Origin of the sequence: Zavarzinia marina (assembly GCF_021568905.1) — a bacterium.
Classification (GTDB): Bacteria; Pseudomonadota; Alphaproteobacteria; order Zavarziniales; family Zavarziniaceae; genus Zavarzinia; species Zavarzinia marina.
The window spans coordinates 772,224-790,523 of the sequence record NZ_JAKGSB010000001.1; the positions used below are offsets into that span (position 1 = coordinate 772,224).

An 18,300-nucleotide genomic window follows, 5' to 3' on the forward strand; every position below is an offset into this window, starting at 1 on the left:
GTCGTAACGAGGACGCCGCACTTTGGCCAATGCCCGCCCCATGAGCCTGCCCGGTCTGTTGCTGCGCCACGCCGGCCCCGCGACCCTCGCCATCGTGCTCGCCAGTTTCTTCGCCAATCTGCTGGTGCTGGCCAGTCCCCTGTTCATGCTCCAGGTCTATGACCGCGTATTGCTCAGCCGCAGCGTCGAGACCCTGATCCTGCTGACCGTGGCGGTCACCCTGCTGTTCATCATGATGTCGCTCCTCGAGCGCGGGCGTGCCGACCTGTTGAACCGGATCGCCGCCAAGGTGACCCTGGAACTGGCGGACAAGGCGTTCGACGCCACTTTCCGCAATCAGTTGCGCCAGCCCCAGGCCGCCGCCTGGAGCCGGGCCAATGCCGATGTCGACGTCATCCGGCAGTTCCTGACGGGGCCCGGCATTCCGGCTTTCGTCGACCTGCCCTGGGCGCCCCTGTTCATCATTGCCGCCTATCTGATCTCGCCCCTGATCGGCCATATGACGCTGGCGGCGGCGATCATCCTGTTCGGCCTGACCCTGGCGTCGGAACTCGCGGCAAGGCGGCCGACCCGGGCGGGCGCCGCCCGGGCCGCCAAGGCGGCGGGCTTCGCCGAAACCAGCCTGGAGAGCGCGCAGACCATCCGCGCCATGGGCATGATGCCCGGGATCCGCGACCGCTGGTCCGAGACCCAGCGCGCCGGCCTCGCCTTCCAGATGCAGGCCGCCCACCGCTCGTCCGCGCTGGCGACGGTGTCGCGCTTCATCCGCATCGCGGTGCAGAGCTTCGTGCTCGCCGCCGGCGCCTGGCTGGCGATCAAGCAGGAAATCACGCCGGGCATGATCGTCGCCGGCTCCATCATCCTCGGCCGCGGTCTCGGCCCGATCGAGCAGGTGGTCGGCGCCTGGCGCGGCTTCGCCGCCGCCCGCGGCGCGCTGGAACGGATCGACCGCCTGACCCGCGACAATCCGGAACCCCTGTCCCGTCACGTCGCCCTGCCCGCCCCGGCCGGCGCGGTCGCCGTCGAACAGGTGGTCGTGGTGCCGCCCGGCAGCGAAACGCCGATCCTGAAGGGCATCAGCTTCGCCGTGCCCGCCGGCCGCTCGGTCGGCATCGTCGGCGCCAGCGGTGCCGGCAAGAGCACGCTGGCCAAGGTCCTGGTCGGCGCCGTCGTGCCGGCGCGCGGCACGGTGCGCATCGACGGCGCCGCCATGGCCGACTGGCCGGCCGAGACCCTGGGCCCCCACGTCGGCTATCTGCCGCAGGAGATCGACCTTCTGGACGGCACGGTGGCGGAGAACATCGCCCGCTTCGGCCCGATCGATTCCGAAAAGGTGGTGGCGGCGGCCCAGGCGGCCGGCGTCCACGACCTCATCCTGCGCCTGCCCCATGGCTATGAGACCATGATCGGCGCCGCCGGCCGCGCCCTCTCGGGTGGCCAGCGCCAGCGTATCGGCCTTGCCCGCGCGCTCTATGGCGAGCCCGTCCTTCTGGTGCTGGACGAGCCGAACGCCAATCTCGACGCCGAAGGGGAGACCGCGCTCCAGCAGGCGATCGCGGCGGCGGCGCAGCGCGGCGCCACGATCTTCATGATCAGCCACCGCGTCGCCCTGATCGCGCCGCTCGACATGGTGATGGTGGTCGGCGACGGCACGGTGCAGGCCTTCGGCCCCTCGGCCGAGGTCATCGCCCGGCTGCAGGGCGGCGGCCAGAAGCCGCAGCCCCGCGCCGTCGCGCAGGAGGGCCGGCCGTGAGCCTGCAACAGGTGCCGCCGATCGCGGCCGAAACCGTGCCGTCGCTGCGCACCGGCCTGCGCGCGCCGGTGATCGCCATCTATCTGGTCATCCTCTGCGGCATCCTGGCGATCACGGTCTGGGCGGCGACGGCGCCCCTGTCGGAAGGTGCCGCCATGTCCGGCCGGGTCGCGGTCGAGAGCAACCGCCAGGTCGTGCAGCATCTCGAAGGCGGTATCGTCGAGGCGATCCTGGTCCGCGACGGCAGCGTCGTCGCGGCCGGCGACGTGCTGATCCGTCTCAGTGGTGTGCGTGCCCTCAGCCAGCTCCAGGGCTTGCAGGAGCGGCTCTATGCGGTCATGGCGCGGCGCGCCCGCCTCCTGGCGGAGCGTGACGAAGCCGCCGAGATCGATTTCCCCACCCGCCTTCTGGTCGCCGCCAAGGAACCGGTGATCGCCGATCAGGTGCGCACCCAGCAACTCTCCTTCGCCAGCCGGCGCGCCACGCGCGACGGCCAGGTCGCGATCCTGAACCAGCGCCTCGACCAGTTGAGCCGCCAGCGCGACGGCCTGAACGCCCAGCTTTCCTCGGCCGAGACCCAATTGGCCAAGATCGAGGAAGAACTGGCGGGGCTCCGACGGCTCTATGCCCAGGGCCTCGCGCCGAAGACCCGGCTGCTCGCCCTCGAACGGGCCGGCGCCGATCTGACCGGGCGGCGCGGCCAGCTCGTCGCCGAAATCGCCCGCAACGACGTCGCCGCCGGCGAGACCCGGCTGCAGATCGACCAGGTGATGAACACATTCGCCGCCGGCGTAATGAGCGACCTCGAACAGGTGGAACAGGACCTCGCCACCCTGGAGACCCAGATCACCGCGGCCCAGGACCAGATGACCCGGACCGAGATCCGCGCCCCGGTCGCGGGCGTCGTGACCAATCTGGCGATCCATACGGTCGACGCGGTCATCGCCCCCGGCGCCCCCCTGCTCGACATCGTGCCCCAGGACCAGCCCCTAGTGATCGAGGCCATGGTGCCGCCGGTCGATATCGACAAGGTCCGTCCGGGCGAGGAGACGGAAGTCCGCTTCTCCGCCTTCAGCCTGCGCAAGACGCCGTCGGTCTTCGGCACGGTCCAGCGGGTCTCGGCCGATCTGGTGAATGCCGGACCCGACGTGCCGGCCTATTACCTGGCGCGGGTCTCCGTTTCGTCCGAGGAGATGACGCGCCTCGGCGGTCTGGAGATCGTGCCCGGCATGCCGGTCGAGGTGATCGTGAACACCGGCGAGCGCACCGTGCTCGATTATTTCGTGCGGCCGCTGGTCGACATGTTCGCCCGCTCCCTCAAGGAAGAGTGACCGTGTCCCTTCGCCGCCCTCGCCACCCCCTGCGCGCCCTCGCCACCGTCGTCGCCCTGGTGATGACGTCCGCCGCCGTGCGCGCGGAGACCCTGACGGAGGCGCTGGTCTCCGCTTATCAGACCAATCCGACCCTGGCCGCCGCCCGCGCCAATCTCCGCGTGACCGACGAGACCCTGGCCCAGGCCTTGGCGCTCTTCCGTCCCTCCGTCCTGCTGACCGCGACCGGCGGCATCGCCACCCTGAACACCCAGAGCACGCCGGGCGCCGACACCACCCCGATCTCGTCCAACGCCCAGATCGTGCTGCCGCTGTTTCCCCTGAGCGGTTTCGCCGCCCTCGAGACAGCCGACGCCCGCATCGCCGAGAGCCGCGCCACCCTGGCGGCGACGGAACAGCAGGTCCTCCTCGCCGTGGTCGAAGTCTATCTGAACGTGCGGCGGGACATGGAACTGGTCGCGGTGACGGCGGCGATCGAATCCCTGCTGGCCAAGGAACTGACGGACAGCCGCATCCGGCTCCGCGAAGGCGACCTGTCGGAAACCGACATCGCCCTGGTCGAAGCCCGTCTCGCCCAGGTCCAGGCCGACGGGGTACTGGCGCGCCAGAACCTGCGCCGCTCCCACGCCGCCTATGTCGCGGTGGTCGGCCATCCCGCGATCGATCTCCAGCCGACCCCGGCCCCGCCGAGCCTGCCCCAGACCCTGGACGCGGCCGAGCGGGCGGCCATGGCGGCCAATCCCCAGGTCCTGCGCGCCAAATCCGCCGAAGCCGTCGCCAATGCCGCGATCGGCGATGCCGAGGCCGGTCTCTATCCGGCCCTCGACCTCGTGGCGGGCGGCCGGCGCGACGAGGACACCTCCTTCGAGGGCAGCGAGCTCGAGCAATATTCGCTTCAGCTCCAGCTTCGCGTGCCGCTCTACGAGGGGGGCGGCACGCGGTCGCGCATTCGCCAGGCGCGCGAGCTCCTGAACCAGCGCCGGGCCGAGACCATGATCGCGGAGCGCGACATCATGCGCCAGGTCGCGGAAGCCTTTGACGCCATGACCGCCACGCGCGACGCCGCGATCTATACGGCGGCCAGCGTCACGGCCGCGGACAAGGCCCTGAGCGGGGTGAAGCAGGAAGCCCTGCTCGGCTATCGCACCACTATCGACCTGTTGCAGGCGGAACAGAATTTTCTCGAGGCACAGCGCCGCTCCGTCGTCGCGGCGCGGGACGAGCGTTTCGCGGGCTGGCGCCTGCTCGCCACCGTCGGCGGTTTCACCCCCCGGGAGACGGCGCTGCCGGTCACGCCCTATGACGGCAAGGCCCATGCGGAGGCGGTGCGCGACGCCTATCTCTCGACCGACCCGATCCCGAGCCCCGAGGTGATGCCGGTCCCGACCTCGACCGCGCCGCCGCCCGTCCCGACGGTCCCCGACCCGGCGCCGGCCGATGCGCGCGCGGATGCCGACATCCTGGAAGACATATTCGACCTCGGTGGAGACGATCTCGATGTCGACTACGACTACCCCGACTGACGGAACGGCGCCGGCGACACGGCGCTACGTCCGCCTGCTGCCCGGCGATCCGGCGCCCTGGTTCCGTCAGGCGACGGCGGCCAATCCCCGCTTCTCCTTCGACACGGTGGCCGGGCGCTACATCGTGCTGCTGTTCCATCTGTCGGCCGGCGACGGCCTGTCGCGCGCGGCCCTCGACGCCGTCGCCGCCAACCGCCACCTGTTCGACGATGCCAAGGTCAGTTTCTTCGGCGTGACCCTGGACCGGGAGGACAGCCGCCAGGGCCGGGTGCCCGACATGATCCCCGGCATCCGCCATTTCCTCGATTTCGACGGCACCGTCGCCAGGGCCTATGGTGCCGTGCCCGAGACCGCGGAGACGGTAACGCCCGAGGATACACGGCGTTTCTGGCTCATCCTCGATCCCATGCTGCGGGTGCTCGACGTCGTCGCCATGCGGCCGGACGGTGCCGATCGGGATGCCGTGTTGAAGCGCATCGCCGACCTGCCCCCGGTGGCGCGTTTCGCCGGGCGGCCGATCCAGGCCCCCGTCCTGTTCCTGCCCCATGTCTTCGAGCCGGCGCTCTGCCGCCGCCTGATCGACCATTACGAGAGCGTCGGCGGCCGGGAGAGCGGCTTCATGCGCGACGTCGACGGCAAGACGACCCTGGTCCACGACCATTCCCACAAGCGCCGGCGCGACGTCGAAATCGCCGACGCCGCGCTGATCCGCGAAACCCAGGCCCGCATCCGGCGCCGCGTCGTCCCCGAAATTCGCAAGGTTCATCAGTTCGAAGTGACGCGGATGGAACGCTATCTGATCGGCTGCTACGAGGCGGCGGATCAGGGCCATTTCCGTCCCCATCGCGACAACACCACGCGGGGCACCGCGCACCGCCGCTTCGCCGTCTCGATCAATCTCAACGATGATTTCGAGGGTGGCGACGTCTTCTTTCCGGAATATGGCCCCGACGGCATGGTGCCGCCGCCGGGCGGTGCCGTGGTCTTCTCCTGCTCGCTGCTGCACAGCGTTCGCCCGGTGACGCGGGGCCGGCGCTTCGCCTTCCTGCCCTTCCTCTATGACGAGGCCGCCGCGCGCCTGCGCAGCGAGAACAACCAGTTCCTCGCCGACGGCATCGGCAGCTATCGCGACGGGCTGCCTCCCGAAGATCGTTCATCCGAAACCTGAGCGGATTTTTTCGGCCCCTCCCCCCGGACCACCCGATCGGGGGGAGGTATCGGGCGCGAATACATCCATAATGGGCACAACTAGTTCAGGAATCGTTCGGTCGCACTGAGGCTGCCGACGCCCGGACACCCAAGCGGTGTCCGAACGGCGGAGCTGTGTCGAACGGCCAAGAAAAAGAACGAATGGAATGGTCAGGGAGCGAAAGCAGATGAATCTCGCCGTCACCAAAGCCTTTGGCAATGCCTGCGGTCTGACCGCGCTGGGGACGGTTCTCACCGTCCTGGCACAGCCGGCCTTCGCGGTCGACATCACCTTTTCGGGCTTCGTCCGCCAGGAAGCCGCCCTCAAGCTGACCGACGACGAAAATCCCTTCAACACCCAGGGCAACATCTTCAACGGCAAGACCGTCGCGCTGAACCCGCTGGTCCCCGGCCTGCCCACGACGGCCACCCGCCCGGCCCGCAGCACGGACAACGACTTCAACTTGCTGGCGACGCGCTTCGAGCTGAACATGGACGCCACCTTCAGCCAAAGTCTGAAGGCCCATGTCACCACCCGCGCCTATCTCGACTGGGACGTCTACGACGACAACGGCGGCTCCACCCCGTTCGAGACCGATATCCGGGGCGGCGGCCGCGGATCGCTGCTCGAGGTGAACGGCAATTCCTACATGGTCGACCTGCCGGCCGCCTATCTCGACTTCGCCGACGGGCCTCTCTTCATCCGCGCCGGCAATCAGCAGATCGCCTGGGGCGAATCGCTGTTCTTCCGCGTGCTCGACCTGCCGAACGGGCTGGACCTTCGCCGTCACCTGATCCTCGATCCGGCGGCGGAGGAATTCTCGGACAAGCGCGTGCCGGCCCTCGGGCTCCGCGCCTCCTATCGCGTCGACGACGTCTGGGAGGCCGAGGGTTTCGTCCAGCAGTTCAACCCGTCGATCACCAACAATCCCTCGACCCCCTACAACGTCATCCCGGACCAGTTCACGGTCCACGACCGCTACGACTGGGTCGATGCCAGCGTGAACGTCGGCGGCCGCCTGCGCGCCCAGTTCGAGGACCTGGGCCTGCAGTTCGTCGCCATGTCCAGGCGCAACCCCGATGGCGTCTATCGCTGGACCCAGTCGGGCGTCGGGCCGCTGGCGGGAACGCCCTTCGAGATCGACCCGGTGAACGGTGTCACTTCCGCCACCGAATGGTTCTATTACGCGCATCAGGTCCGGCTCGACGGCACCGCCGGGCTCAATGCGGCGGTCGACGATTTCCAGCCGGCGACCGGCCTTCTCGGCGCCTTCAACGTCGGCAACGACATGGGCCTGGCGGGCGCGGAACTCGATACGTTCTTCGCCACCTTCGGCGGGCTGCGCGGCCATATCGAGCGCTACTATCCCTATGAGAACGTCTTCGGCATGGGCGCCAACTACATCTTCGAGGACGAGCCCGGCTCCCTGTTCGACCAGCTCATCGTCAGGGCCGAGGGATCCTTCACGCCCGACAAGAAATTCACCAGCCCGTCGCTGTCGCAGGAACCGATCACCGAGGACGAATGGACCTTCGCCCTCGTCTTCGAGAAATATCACCGCTTCTCGACCGAATTCCCCGCCACCTATATCGTCGCGCAATATCTCTACAAGTCGGAGAGCGACCTGTTCGGCCGGCATCTGAGCGGTTACGGCGGCAGCCTGGCCAACAACCCGACCGGGGTCGACGGCTATCACGCCGTGGCCCTGGCCCTTCAGCAGCCCTCGCCCAGCCTCGAATGGCGCTTCGATCTCTCGGTGCTCTACGACCTGCGGGGCGGCGCCATGATCCAGCCGGGCGCCAAGTGGAAGCCGAACGGCGACTGGCAGGTCGATCTCTACGCCACCATCTTCGCGGCGGAGGACGACAACAAGAACGCCCTCTCCACCCTCGACTTCGCCGACGAAGCCTTCCTCCGGATCACGCGGCAGTTCTGAGCCGCGCGGTCGCCCCCTCGCTCCGGCCTCTCTCCCTCCGGAACGCATTGCCGAACCGCCAAGCGGCAATTCGCTCCGACGCCCATGCCGGCACGGGTTCTTGCCGGAAACCGTGCCGGGAGCGAGGGGGCGTTTTCTTCAGATGTCGCGGTTGGCGTTCCGCAGGGTCTCGCAGGCGAGTTCGGCCAGGAATTTGGCGACGGCGCCATACATGGTCGCCTTCTCGGAACTGGCGTTGCCGTCGAGGCCGCGCTTGTAGACGCCCTGGGCGATCGACGAGAGACGGAACATGGAAAACGCCAGATAGAATTCCCAGTTGGGAATGCCGTCCCGCCCGGTCCGCCGGCAATAGGCGGCCAGATAATCCGCCTCGCTCGGCACGCCCGTCGCCGCGAAATCCACGCCCATCAGATTGCCCATGGTGGGATCGGCGATGTGATAGGGCATGCAATTGTAGGCGAGATCGGCCAGCGGGTGACCCAGGGTCGACAATTCCCAGTCGAGCAGCGCCAGCATGCGCGGCTCCGTCGGGTGAAAGATCGAATTCTCGAGCCGGTAGTCGCCATGCACCAGGGCGACGTCGTCCCCCGGCGGGATATTGGCCGGCAGCCAGGCCATGAGCTTGTCCATGGCCGGCGTCTCGTCGGTCTTGGCCAATTCGTACTGCTTCGACCAGCGCCCGATCTGGCGCTCGAAATAATTGCCCGGCTTGCCGAATTCGCCGAGGCCGACCGCATTGACGTCGACCTTGTGCAGGCGCGCCAGGACGTCGTTCATGGAATCATAGATCGCCGCGCGTTCCGCCCGGTCCATGCCGGGAAGCTGGGGATCGCGCAGCACGCGGCCCTCGACATGGCCCATGACGTAGAACGGCGTGCCGATCACCGCCGCGTCCTCGCAGAGGAGCAAGGCGGGCGCCACGGGCACGTCGGTCGCGGCCAGCGCCTCGATCACCTTGAATTCGCGTTCGATCATATGGGCGGAGGCCAGCAGCTTGCCCGGCGGCTTCTTGCGCAGCACATAGCGCCGCGCCGGCGTCTCCAGCAGATAGGTCGGATTGGACTGGCCGCCCTTGAACTGGCGGACCGTCATCGGGCCGGCGAAACCGGGAATCGCCTGGGTCAGATAGGCTTCCAGCTTCGCCTCGTCGAAGCGATGCGCGTCGCGCACCGCGCCGATGTCGCTGCCCTGTTCCGACGATGCCGTGACGACCATGCGTACTCTCCCCGAATTCGTTGGAGAGGGACGCTAGGCCGCTCGCAATTCCCGGTCAACCCGCCGCGGCGATCGCCTTCAGGGCGATGTCGGTGCGGTTGAAGCCGCCCTTCCAGTCGATCTTGCCAACCGCTTCATAGGCCTTGTCCCGGGCTTCCGCGATGGTCGCCCCGAGGGCCGTGACGTTCAGCACGCGCCCACCGGTCGGCACGAAATGATCGCCCGCCGCCCTGGTCGCGGCATGGAAGACCGTGACGTCCGGCAGGGCATCGGCGGCATCGATGCCGTGGATCTCGCCGCCCGGCTCCAGCGTGCCGGGATAGCCTTTGGTCGCCATCACCACGGTCACCGCCGGGCGCGGATCCCAATCGATGTCCAGCGTGTCGAGCACGCCGTCGGCGGCGGCGGTCAGCACCGGCAGCAGATCGGTCTTCATCCGGGCCAGCAGCACCTGGCATTCAGGATCGCCGAAGCGGACGTTGTATTCGATCAGCTGCGGGCCGCTCGCGGTCAGCATCAGCCCGGCGTAGAGCACGCCCTTGAACGGCATGCCTTCCGCCGCCATCGCTGCCACGGTCGGGCGGATGATGCGGTCCATCACCTCGTCGACCATGGCATCGGTCATCAGGGGCGACGGGGCGACGGCGCCCATGCCGCCGGTATTGGGGCCGGTGTCGCCGTCATGGGCGCGCTTGTGGTCCTGGGCACTGCCCAGCGCCACGACATGGCGGCCGTCGGCGATGGCGAAAAAGCTCGCCTCCTCGCCCACCAGACATTCCTCGATCACGATTTCGGAACCGGCGGAGCCGAAGCGCCCGGCGAAACAATCCTCGACGGCGGCCTCCGCTTCCTCGCGCGTGGTCGCGATGACGACGCCCTTGCCGGCGGCGAGCCCGTCCGCCTTCACGACGATCGGCACCGGCCGGGTCTTCAGATAGGCGAGCGCCGAGTCCTTGTCGTGGAAGCGGCCATAGGCGGCGGTCGGAATGCCGTGGCGGGCGCAGAGATCCTTGGTGAAGCCCTTGGAGCCTTCGAGTTGGGCGGCGGCGGCACTCGGCCCGAAGACCTTGACGCCCTTCTCCGCCAGCTTGTCGGCAAGGCCGAAGACCAGCGGCGCCTCCGGCCCGATGACGACGAAATCGATCTTCTCCGACCGGATCAGGGCGAAGACGCGGTCGATGTCCTTGAAATCGAGGTCGATGCAGGTCGCGACCCGGGCGATGCCGCCGTTGCCCGGCGCACAGAACAGCCGTCCCAGGTCGGGCGACTTCGCCAGCGCCCAGCACAGGGCATGTTCGCGTCCGCCGCCGCCGATCACCAATACGTTCATGGGCCTCTACCTCGGGTCCTGAATTCAAACTCGACCGTTTTTCGGCCCTGCTTGTATCATGTTCGCATGAGCATGGAAGACACCGCCGCCCCGAATCCGCAGCCGAATCCGGCCGCCAATATGGCCGAGGTTTCGGTTTCGGAACTCTCCGCCCAGTTGAAGCGCACGGTGGAAGACCGTTTCGGCCTCGTCCGCGTGCGGGGCGAGCTGTCGGGGGTGAAGCGCCATTCCTCCGGCCATCTCTATTACGCCCTGAAGGATGCCGATGCCGTGCTCGACGGGGTCGCCTGGCGGAATGTCGCCGGACGCCTGAAGTTCCGGCCGGAAGACGGGCTGGAGGTCGTGGTCACCGGCCGCCTGACCACCTATCCCGGCCGTTCGAAATATCAGATCGTGGCCGAAAGCATCGAACCGGCGGGCGCCGGCGCCCTGATGGCGCTGCTCGAGGAGCGCAAGCGCAAGCTCGCGGCCGAGGGTCTGTTCGCGCAGGAGCGAAAGCGGCCCCTGCCTTTCCTACCCGCGGTCATCGGCGTCGTCACCTCGCCCACCGGCGCCGTCATCCGCGACATCCTGCATCGCCTGAACGACCGTTTTCCGCGCCATGTCCTGGTCTGGCCCGTCGCGGTCCAGGGCGATGGCGCCGCCGAACAGGTGGCCCGCGCCATCAGGGGCTTCAATGCGATCCAGGACGGCGGCGTCCTGCCCCGGCCCGATCTGCTGATCGTGGCGCGGGGCGGCGGCAGCCTCGAGGATCTCTGGGCCTTCAACGAGGAAGTGGTGGTGCGCGCCGCCGCCGAAAGCGCGATCCCCCTGATTTCCGCCGTCGGCCATGAGACCGACACCACGCTGATCGATTTCGCCTCGGACCGCCGCGCCCCGACGCCGACCGCCGCCGCCGAAATGGCGGTGCCCGTGCGCGCCGAACTGCTGGACCGGGTGGAGGACTTGGGCAAGCGCGGCCGGATCGCCGAACGCCGCCTGCTGTCGGAACAGGAGACGCGGCTCGAAGGCCTGACGCGTGGCCTCCGCCATCCCCGCAGCCTGATCGAGACGGCGGAACAACGCCTCGATGATCTGGGGGAGCGGCTGCCGCGCGCCCTGCTCGGCCTGATCGCCGATCGTCGCGGCCGCCTGGCGGAGGTTTCGGGCGGGCTCCGGCCCCAGGTTCTGTTGGGGGAGATCGGGCAGAAGGCGGCGATCCTCGATCAATGGGCGTCGCGCCTCGCCCCTGCCGCCCGCCGCAAGGTCGAGGACGGTGCCCGGGCTCTGGCCGGCACCGCCCAATTGCTGGAAAGCCTGTCCTATCAGCGGGTGCTGGCGCGCGGCTATGCCGTGGTCCGTCACGAGGGCCGCCTGACGTCGAGCGCCAAGGCCATCCGTCCCGGCGACGGGCTGGAAGTCGAATTCGCCGACGGCAAGATCGATGCGCTCGTGGCTGGCGATCCCCCCGCCAGAAGGCGTAAGAAGAGCGACACGACCCCGCCCGAGCAGGGCACCCTGATCTGAACGAGTGCATCCATGGATTCCGCCGCCCCCGCCAAGCTTCTCTACGACCACGGCCAGTTCAAGGTGCTGTGGCCCGGCTCCTATGTCATCTGCGCCGCGACCGGCCAGCGCATCGCGCTAGAGGACCTGCGCTATTGGTCGGTCGATCGCCAGGAACCCTATGTCTCGCCCGAGGCCGCCCTGAAGCGCGCGGCCGAAGTCGCCGGGGCATGATGCGCGGCGCCCTTCTTGCCCTCTTCCTGCTCGCCGCCGGCGCGGCGGAGGCCGCCACGGTCGACGGCGAGGTCCGACAGGGCCTGTTGATCACCGGCCATGCCGAACCGGGCGAGACGGTGCGCTTCGGCGACCGCAAGCTGAACATCGCGCCGGACGGGCGTTTCGTCCTCGGCCTCGGCCGCGACGCCGAGGGGGAGATGGTGCTGGACGTCACCAGCGCCGACGGCGGCCACAGCCAGATCCGCCGGCCGATCGCCAAGGGCGACTGGAAGATCCAGCGCATCGACGGCCTGCCGCCGGCCAAGGTGAACCCGAACGCCCAGGCGATGGAACGGATCAAGGCCGAGCGCCGGGTGATCGCCAATGCCCGCGCCGTCGACAGTACGCGCACCGACTGGCAGGCCGGCCTGGTCTGGCCGGCCAAGGGGCCGATTTCAGGCGTCTACGGCAGCCAGCGCATCCTGAACGGCCAGCCGCGCAACCCCCATCTGGGCCTCGACGTCGCGGTGCCGACCGGCACCCCGATCGCGGCGGCGATGGGCGGTGTCGTCACCCTGGCGGAGCCGGACCTCTATTTCACCGGCGGCACCGTCATCATCGATCATGGCTACGGTGTGCAGACGCTCTATGCCCATCTCTCCCGCGTCGACGTGAAGGTCGGCCAGACCGTCGCCGCCGGCGACACCATCGCGCTTTCAGGCGCCACCGGCCGCGTCACCGGCCCGCATCTGCATTTCGGCCTGGCGTGGTACGGCCTCCAGCTCGACCCGGCGCCCTATCTGCCGGCGTCCTGAGCCATCTCGCGGATGTAGTAGAGCAGGTCCAACGGCGGTGGATCGCGTTTCAGCAGGGACAGGAGGCCGTGGGTCTGGCCCCTGTGATGGGTCTGATGGTTGAACAGGTGTTGGAGCATGTCGGCCTGGCGATTGGTGAAGCGCCCGGCGGTCATGGTCGAATAGGTGAATTCGCGCTCCAGCGCCGCGTCGTCCAGCCCCGCCACGAAGTCGATGATCCAGGCGTCCATGTCGGCGCGTGCCGACGCCAGATCGTCCAACGCTTCGAACGGTATGAAATCGAGGCCCTTCACCTCGATGAAACGCTCGCCCGTGAAGCGTTCCATCCAGATGCTGTCGGCGACGATCAGATGGTTCAGAGTGCCCCGGACGGAACCGAAGAAGGCACCGAGATCGCGGGTGAATTCATCCGGCGCCAGATCGGCCACGGCGGCATAGAGCCGCCGGTTGGCCCAGCGGTTATAGGCCGCCATCTGGACGAAGAGGCGTTTCATGCATCCCGCCCCAGGGTCGCCATCACTTCCTTCCATTCGCGGATCGAAAGCCCGCTTTCCTCCCGGCTCATGGGTGCACCGTCGAGCATGGATTTCACGACGGCCAGCGCCTTGGCGGACAGCAGGACACCGCCCTGGCGGTAATTGACGAAGGCGTCATGGGTGGCCGGCACCCAGCGCTGCAGCACCTCCGCCATCGCCTCGGCATAGACCCGAATCTCGTATTGAGCATGGGGATCGGCGCGCAGGCTGAGAAAATGCATGAAGTTGTGAAGGTCTGTTTTCCAATACCATTGGGTATAGAAGTTCAGAGACAGGTTCATCCGCGCGAGTTCCCGCGCGAGGCCGGTGACGGCCACCGTCTCGGCCGACGCGGCAAGCCCCCGGTCTTCCTCCGGCTCCTGTTCCGAGGTGCCGAGCATCTCGAGGTAATGGTCGTAGCTGCGCTCCGCATCGGCGCGCAGCAGTGCCATCACCTTTTCCGCCTGATCGGGCGGCAGGACGTCACCCCGGCCCTGGCGGTTGGAAGATGATTGCGCCGCCATATGCTCCGCCTTCGGGATGTAGAACTCCCGATCCAACAGGGAATAGCGTGCCGAATACTCGTTTACATTGGCGGTCCGGTGGCGGATCCATTGCCGTGCGACGAAGATCGGCAGTTTGACGTGGAATTTTATTTCGCACATCTCGAATGGCGTGGAATGCCGGTGGCGCATCAGATAGGCGATCAGGCCCGCGTCCTCCCGCACCTTCTTGGTGCCCTTGCCGTAGGAGACGCGCGCCGCCTGCACCACCGCCGCATCGTCGCCCATATAGTCGACGACGCGGATGAAGCCGTGGTCGAGCACCGGAATGGCGTCGTAGAGGATCTCTTCGAGCGCGGGCACTGTGGCGCGCCGCGTGGTGAAGCTCTGTCCGCGCAGCGCGTCGATTTCGGCCTGTTGCTCGGGGGTCATGCTCATGTCTTGGTCTTTCAGACGCTTCCGTGCCGGTGGTTCAGCAGCGTGCCGCAATGCTTGCAGTGGATCGCGTCGCGATCGTGCCGGATCAGGCCGCAGCCGGTGCATTTCAGATAGATGCCCGCCGGCCGAAGCACCGCCCGGACGAGATTGAGGAACAGGGAGACGCCGACGATCATCACGATGACCGACAGCAGCCGCCCCCAGGTGCCGGTCAGGACGACATCGCCATAACCCGTCGTGGTCAGCGTGGTGACCGTGTAATAGACCGCGTCGGCATAGGTGTGCAGCCCGGGATTGCCCCGGTGCTGGAACACGAAGATGATGCCGGACATCACGAAGACGAAGACGAAGAGATTGAGCCCGGCGCGCACCGCCAGCTCCTTCTCCTCCAGCCAGGGCGAAAGATGCTTCAGATGGCCGAGCACCTGGTAGGAGACGGCGATCCGCTGGGCCCGCAGGATGCGCAGGAAGGCCAGACTCTCGAACGCCGGCATGAGCAGCGAGGCGACGACGATCAGGTCGAACAGGGTCGACGGCCGCACGACGTGGCGCCAGAAGCGCGGCGCGATCCAGGTCCGCGCGCCGACGTCCAGCGCCATCAGAACACCGATGGCGACGTCGATCTCCCAGATCGTCGAATCGAAGAAGAAGGAGACGGTGACGAAATAGGCGACCGTGACGAGGTCGAAACCCAGGAGGAAATAGCGGAAGCCGACCGTGACCGGGTCGGTGCCGCGATAGAGATCCGCGACCAGCAGGCGCAGGCTCGGCCGCTGCTTGCGCACGCGGGCCCGGTGCGCCGTCTTGCCGTCCTGTTCCGTCATTCCCCCGCCCGATTCCGCCGTCGCCCGATTCCACCGCCTGTGGGCCCCGCAGTATACGTCTTCAATTCCGGGGGGCGATGCCCTATATCTTGCGTGTCGGGCAACCGACTATGGCGATAAACGAAGTTCGGAATAGACGTTGCGGACCCGGGGGCGGTACCCGGCGCCTCCACCATGAATCCATCGGGAAAGAATGCCGGTGGGTTGATGCTGGGGGCGAAACAGGATCGACGTGCGTAGTAAAGGGACGTTCTTTCGCTCGGCATGATACCGCCGTTATCGGGTCAAACCTACAAGTGCCAACGACAACGAAATGGCGCTCGCTGCCTAAATTTTAGGTAAGCGCGGTACGGGGGGCACCGGGCAACAGAAGCCCCCCACTTCTCCCTCTTTCTCTTTCAGTCTCGCGGCTTCAGCCAGCGAAAGGCCCGTGCCAGGAAGGCCTGCCCATCCTGCGTCACCGGGGTGCCATGGGCCATCAGTACCCGTTCCGCCGGCCAGGCCAGGATATGGTCGAGTGCTACACGGGCCGCCCGCCGGTCGGTGAAGGCCAGACGGAACTTGCGCGGCACCATGGGCTCCGCCTCCATCATCAGGTCCAGCCGGGCGATCACGGCGCGCCAGCCGGAAAACCAGCCCGGCGGCAATTGCTGGATGAGGTCGGTGAAGATCGCGGTGCGGCTCGGCCCATGGAAGAACACGACTTCGGTCGTGATCCGATTGCCGCGCATCGCCACCAGGTCGACGGCGCCGCCCCAGGCCGGATCCGGCGCATCGCCGAGATCGGCATCGAAGGCGATATCCGGGCGCTTCACCCGAAGACCGGGTGCGGCGTGGACCTTCGCCGATGGGAAAGCTTCGATCCAGGCGGCCAGATGCAGGTGATGCAGCGCATTGGGCGCAACGATGTGGCGCACCGGTCCCAGCGCCTCGACCGCCGTCCGCAGATCCCCGTTCAGATCGACGGGCGACCAGACGAAGAGTCCACCGTCGGGCAGGCGCAGGATCGTCATGCGCGTCGGGTAGTGGAAGCCGGCGGCCGCCACCACCGGGGCACCTTCGGCGATCCAGATCTCCGGTCCGAATGGTGTCGGCATCCGTGCTCCCCTCTCGCGGCCAGCATGGCACAGGAAAACGCCCGGCGCGAAGGCCGGGCGTTCGATCGACAGGGTTGCGTCAGGCGCCCAAATTCAGGCGCCCATATTCAGGCACCTTGGGCCACGCGGCCGGCGGGCGACGTCCGGCGGTTGCGCAGCAGGGCGTCGAGGCTGAGGCTGCCGGCCCCGAAGGCGACGACCTGCAGCAGCCCGCCGGCGATGGCGAGATTCTTCAGGAAATGAATTTCCTGATTCTGATCGCCCGAGGCGCCGTGGAAGACGAAGGCGGTCACCAGCGAGAAGAGCGCGAGGCCGAGCGCGACCAGCCGGGTCTGATAGCCGACGATCAGCAGAATGCCGCCGCCGATTTCGGCCGCGACGGCGCCGATGAAGGCGAGCTCCGGCAGCGGCAGGCCCGATGCGGCGATATAGCCGATGGTGCCTTCGGCCGCCGACAGTTTGGCGATGCCGGAAAGCAGGAAGATGGTGGCGAGCAGCACACGGCCGCCGAGGGGCAGGAAGCGGGTTTCATTGGTCATGGCGTTGGTCCTTTCGATGTCCGGGGATGCGCCGCGGCATCCATGGCCCGAAAGATGGCCTCTATGATCATTCCATAAAATCTGGATAATATCGTATGAAACATTCTAGATATTGGAACGATGGACCCGCGCAGCCCCACTCTCGACCAGATGCAGGTTCTCCTGGCCGTTGTGGACCAGGGCGGCTTCGCCGCCGCCGCCCGGCATCTGGGACGGGCGACCTCCGTCGTCTCCTATCAGATCGCCAACCTCGAAGCGCAACTGGGCCTTGCCCTGTTCGAACGGGCAGGCACGCGCAAACCGCGCCTGACCGAGGCAGGCGCCGCCATGGTGGCCGAAAGCCGGGGCGTCGCCTCCCGCCTCGACCGTATGCTGGCCCGCGCCCGGGGCCTGCGTGCCGGCCTGGAGACAGAAGTCGCGCTGGTGGTCGATGCCATGCTGCCGATGGCTGTCCTGGCCGGTGTCTTCGAACGGTTCCGGATCGAATTCCCGACCGTCACCCTTCGTCTCCAGGTCGAGGCCCTGGGCGGCGTCGTCCAGATGGTGCTGGAAGGGCGCGCCGATCTCGGCGTCACCGGGCCCCTGCCCCAGGTCCACGACAATCTGCAGGGTGTCGCCGCCGGCGCGCTCCGCCTCGTGCCCGTCGCCGCCCCCGATCATCCCCTGGCCCGCGCCGAGGGACCAATAACGGCCGAGACGGCACGAGAGCACCTGCAACTCGTGCTGTCCGACCGCTCGCCCCTGACGGCGGGGCGGGATTTCGTCGTCCTTGCCGCGCGCAATTGGCGGCTGGCGGATCTCGGCGCCAAGCACGCCCTGCTGCTGGCCGGCATCGGCTGGGGCAGCATGCCAGCCCCCCTCGTCCGCGACGATCTCGCGGCCGGGCGCCTGCGTCGCCTCGCGATCGACGATTGGGAGAACATGCTCTATCCGCTGCGCGTGGTTCACCGCGCCGGGCAGGCGCCGGGCCCCGCCGGCCTTTGGCTGGCCGAAGCTCTTCGCGTACAGGACTGGACTTGAAACGAAAAAGGGCCCGGCAGTCGCCTGCCGGGCCCGATTTCCTCGCGAAGAGCGATCAGCGCTTCGAGAACTGGAAGCTGCGGCGGGCCTTCGCCTTGCCGTACTTCTTGCGCTCGACCACGCGGCTGTCGCGGGTCAGGAAGCCGCCGGCCTTCAGCACGGGGCGCAGTTCCGGCTCCTGATAGGTCAGGGCCTTGGAAATGCCGTGGCGGACGGCGCCCGCCTGGCCCGACAGGCCGCCGCCGGAGACGGTGGCGATCACGTCGTACTGGCCGTCGCGGTTGGCGACCTGGAACGGCTGGTTCAGCATCATGCGCAGAACCGAACGCGCGAAATAGGTCTGGATGTCACGGCCGTTGATGGTGACCTGGCCGGTGCCGCGCTTCACCCAGACGCGGGCGACCGCGTCCTTGCGCTTGCCGGTCGCGTAGGTGCGGCCCTTGGCATCGATCGCCTTCTTGGCGTCGGGGGTGTTGCTGGCGGTCGGGGCGGTCCCTTCGCCGGCGGTCAGCGAGCGGAGGTCCTGCAGGGTGCGGGGCTGGGTCTGGGGAGCCTGGTTCTCGGCCATGGC

17 protein-coding genes and 1 other RNA gene are annotated in these 18,300 nt (G+C 67.8%); 10 read left to right on the forward strand and 8 right to left on the reverse strand.

The window, feature by feature from the left end; genetic code table 11:
- Window positions 1–40: 40 nt before the first annotated feature.
- The 5 genes from L2U69_RS03655 (at window position 41) to L2U69_RS03675 (ending at window position 7,732) form a co-directional block, all read left to right on the forward strand.
- Window positions 41–1,753: a type I secretion system permease/ATPase gene (locus L2U69_RS03655; protein ID WP_236105033.1), complete on the forward strand. Its 1,713-nt coding sequence runs from the start codon at window positions 41–43 to the stop codon at window positions 1,751–1,753.
- Complete coding sequence (locus L2U69_RS03660; RefSeq protein ID WP_236105034.1) at window positions 1,750–3,084, forward strand: HlyD family type I secretion periplasmic adaptor subunit; 1,335 nt, start codon at window positions 1,750–1,752, stop codon at window positions 3,082–3,084. Before L2U69_RS03655 ends, L2U69_RS03660 begins: the two co-directional genes overlap by 4 nt.
- Before the next feature lie 2 nt (window positions 3,085–3,086).
- On the forward strand, window positions 3,087–4,607 hold the full coding sequence (locus L2U69_RS03665) for a TolC family outer membrane protein (protein WP_236105035.1): 1,521 nt from the start codon (window positions 3,087–3,089) through the stop codon (window positions 4,605–4,607).
- A complete protein-coding gene (locus tag L2U69_RS03670; protein WP_236105036.1) occupies window positions 4,582–5,775 on the forward strand; it encodes a 2OG-Fe(II) oxygenase in 1,194 nt (397 codons plus the stop codon). Before L2U69_RS03665 ends, L2U69_RS03670 begins: the two co-directional genes overlap by 26 nt.
- A 208-nt stretch (window positions 5,776–5,983) precedes the next feature.
- A complete protein-coding gene (locus tag L2U69_RS03675) occupies window positions 5,984–7,732 on the forward strand; it encodes a DUF1302 family protein (protein WP_236105037.1) in 1,749 nt (582 codons plus the stop codon).
- Between the two features lie 138 nt (window positions 7,733–7,870).
- On the opposite strand, the gene L2U69_RS03680 is transcribed toward L2U69_RS03675, so the two are convergent.
- Together L2U69_RS03680 and purD are read right to left on the reverse strand one after the other, a co-directional pair.
- Window positions 7,871–8,947, reverse strand: coding sequence for a phosphotransferase (locus tag L2U69_RS03680; protein WP_236105041.1), 1,077 nt, complete (start codon window positions 8,945–8,947; stop codon window positions 7,871–7,873).
- Between the two features lie 55 nt (window positions 8,948–9,002).
- Entirely contained in the window at window positions 9,003–10,277 is a 1,275-nt protein-coding gene (purD, locus tag L2U69_RS03685; RefSeq protein WP_236105045.1) for a phosphoribosylamine--glycine ligase, read from the reverse strand.
- Between the two features lie 66 nt (window positions 10,278–10,343).
- Between purD and xseA the strand changes: the two genes are divergently transcribed.
- Genes xseA through L2U69_RS03700 form a run of 3 tightly spaced genes read left to right on the forward strand, consistent with a single transcriptional unit; the run spans window position 10,344 to window position 12,793 of the window.
- Window positions 10,344–11,783: an exodeoxyribonuclease VII large subunit gene (gene xseA / locus L2U69_RS03690; RefSeq protein ID WP_329605361.1), complete on the forward strand. Its 1,440-nt coding sequence runs from the start codon at window positions 10,344–10,346 to the stop codon at window positions 11,781–11,783.
- A gap of 12 nt (window positions 11,784–11,795) precedes the next feature.
- Window positions 11,796–11,996 (forward strand): DUF2093 domain-containing protein, encoded by a 201-nt coding sequence (locus L2U69_RS03695; RefSeq protein WP_236105046.1) that lies wholly within the window; start codon window positions 11,796–11,798, stop codon window positions 11,994–11,996.
- Window positions 11,993–12,793: a M23 family metallopeptidase gene (locus tag L2U69_RS03700; RefSeq protein ID WP_236105048.1), complete on the forward strand. Its 801-nt coding sequence runs from the start codon at window positions 11,993–11,995 to the stop codon at window positions 12,791–12,793. The genes L2U69_RS03695 and L2U69_RS03700 overlap by 4 nt, the downstream gene beginning before the upstream one ends.
- Here L2U69_RS03700 and L2U69_RS03705 read toward each other — a convergent pair.
- Genes L2U69_RS03705 through L2U69_RS03715 form a run of 3 tightly spaced genes read right to left on the reverse strand, consistent with a single transcriptional unit; the run spans window position 12,775 to window position 15,073 of the window.
- Window positions 12,775–13,287, reverse strand: a complete 513-nt coding sequence (locus L2U69_RS03705; protein ID WP_236105049.1) for a DinB family protein — start codon at window positions 13,285–13,287, stop codon at window positions 12,775–12,777. The two genes, L2U69_RS03700 and L2U69_RS03705, sit on opposite strands and share 19 nt — an antisense overlap.
- Window positions 13,284–14,249: an FAD-dependent thymidylate synthase gene (gene thyX / locus L2U69_RS03710; protein ID WP_236105054.1), complete on the reverse strand. Its 966-nt coding sequence runs from the start codon at window positions 14,247–14,249 to the stop codon at window positions 13,284–13,286. The genes L2U69_RS03705 and thyX overlap by 4 nt, the downstream gene beginning before the upstream one ends.
- Window positions 14,250–14,260: 11 nt before the next feature.
- Window positions 14,261–15,073 (reverse strand): ion channel, encoded by an 813-nt coding sequence (locus L2U69_RS03715; RefSeq protein ID WP_236105056.1) that lies wholly within the window; start codon window positions 15,071–15,073, stop codon window positions 14,261–14,263.
- A gap of 56 nt (window positions 15,074–15,129) precedes the next feature.
- On the opposite strand from L2U69_RS03715, the gene ssrA reads away from it, so the two are divergent.
- Window positions 15,130–15,455: a transfer-messenger RNA gene (gene ssrA / locus L2U69_RS03720) on the forward strand.
- A gap of 16 nt (window positions 15,456–15,471) precedes the next feature.
- Here ssrA and L2U69_RS03725 read toward each other — a convergent pair.
- Window positions 15,472–16,170: a DUF4336 domain-containing protein gene (locus L2U69_RS03725; RefSeq protein ID WP_236105058.1), complete on the reverse strand. Its 699-nt coding sequence runs from the start codon at window positions 16,168–16,170 to the stop codon at window positions 15,472–15,474.
- Between the two features lie 107 nt (window positions 16,171–16,277).
- A complete protein-coding gene (locus L2U69_RS03730; RefSeq protein ID WP_236105059.1) occupies window positions 16,278–16,709 on the reverse strand; it encodes a DoxX family protein in 432 nt (143 codons plus the stop codon).
- Between the two features lie 120 nt (window positions 16,710–16,829).
- Between L2U69_RS03730 and L2U69_RS03735 the strand changes: the two genes are divergently transcribed.
- Window positions 16,830–17,729 carry a LysR family transcriptional regulator gene (locus L2U69_RS03735; protein ID WP_236105061.1) on the forward strand — a complete coding sequence of 300 codons (900 nt, stop codon included), beginning with the start codon at window positions 16,830–16,832 and terminating at the stop codon, window positions 17,727–17,729.
- 55 nt (window positions 17,730–17,784) lie between these two features.
- Here the strand turns inward: L2U69_RS03735 and rpsI are convergent, their stop codons facing one another.
- Window positions 17,785–18,297 (reverse strand): 30S ribosomal protein S9, encoded by a 513-nt coding sequence (gene rpsI, locus L2U69_RS03740; protein ID WP_236105063.1) that lies wholly within the window; start codon window positions 18,295–18,297, stop codon window positions 17,785–17,787.
- Window positions 18,298–18,300 lie beyond the last annotated feature (3 nt).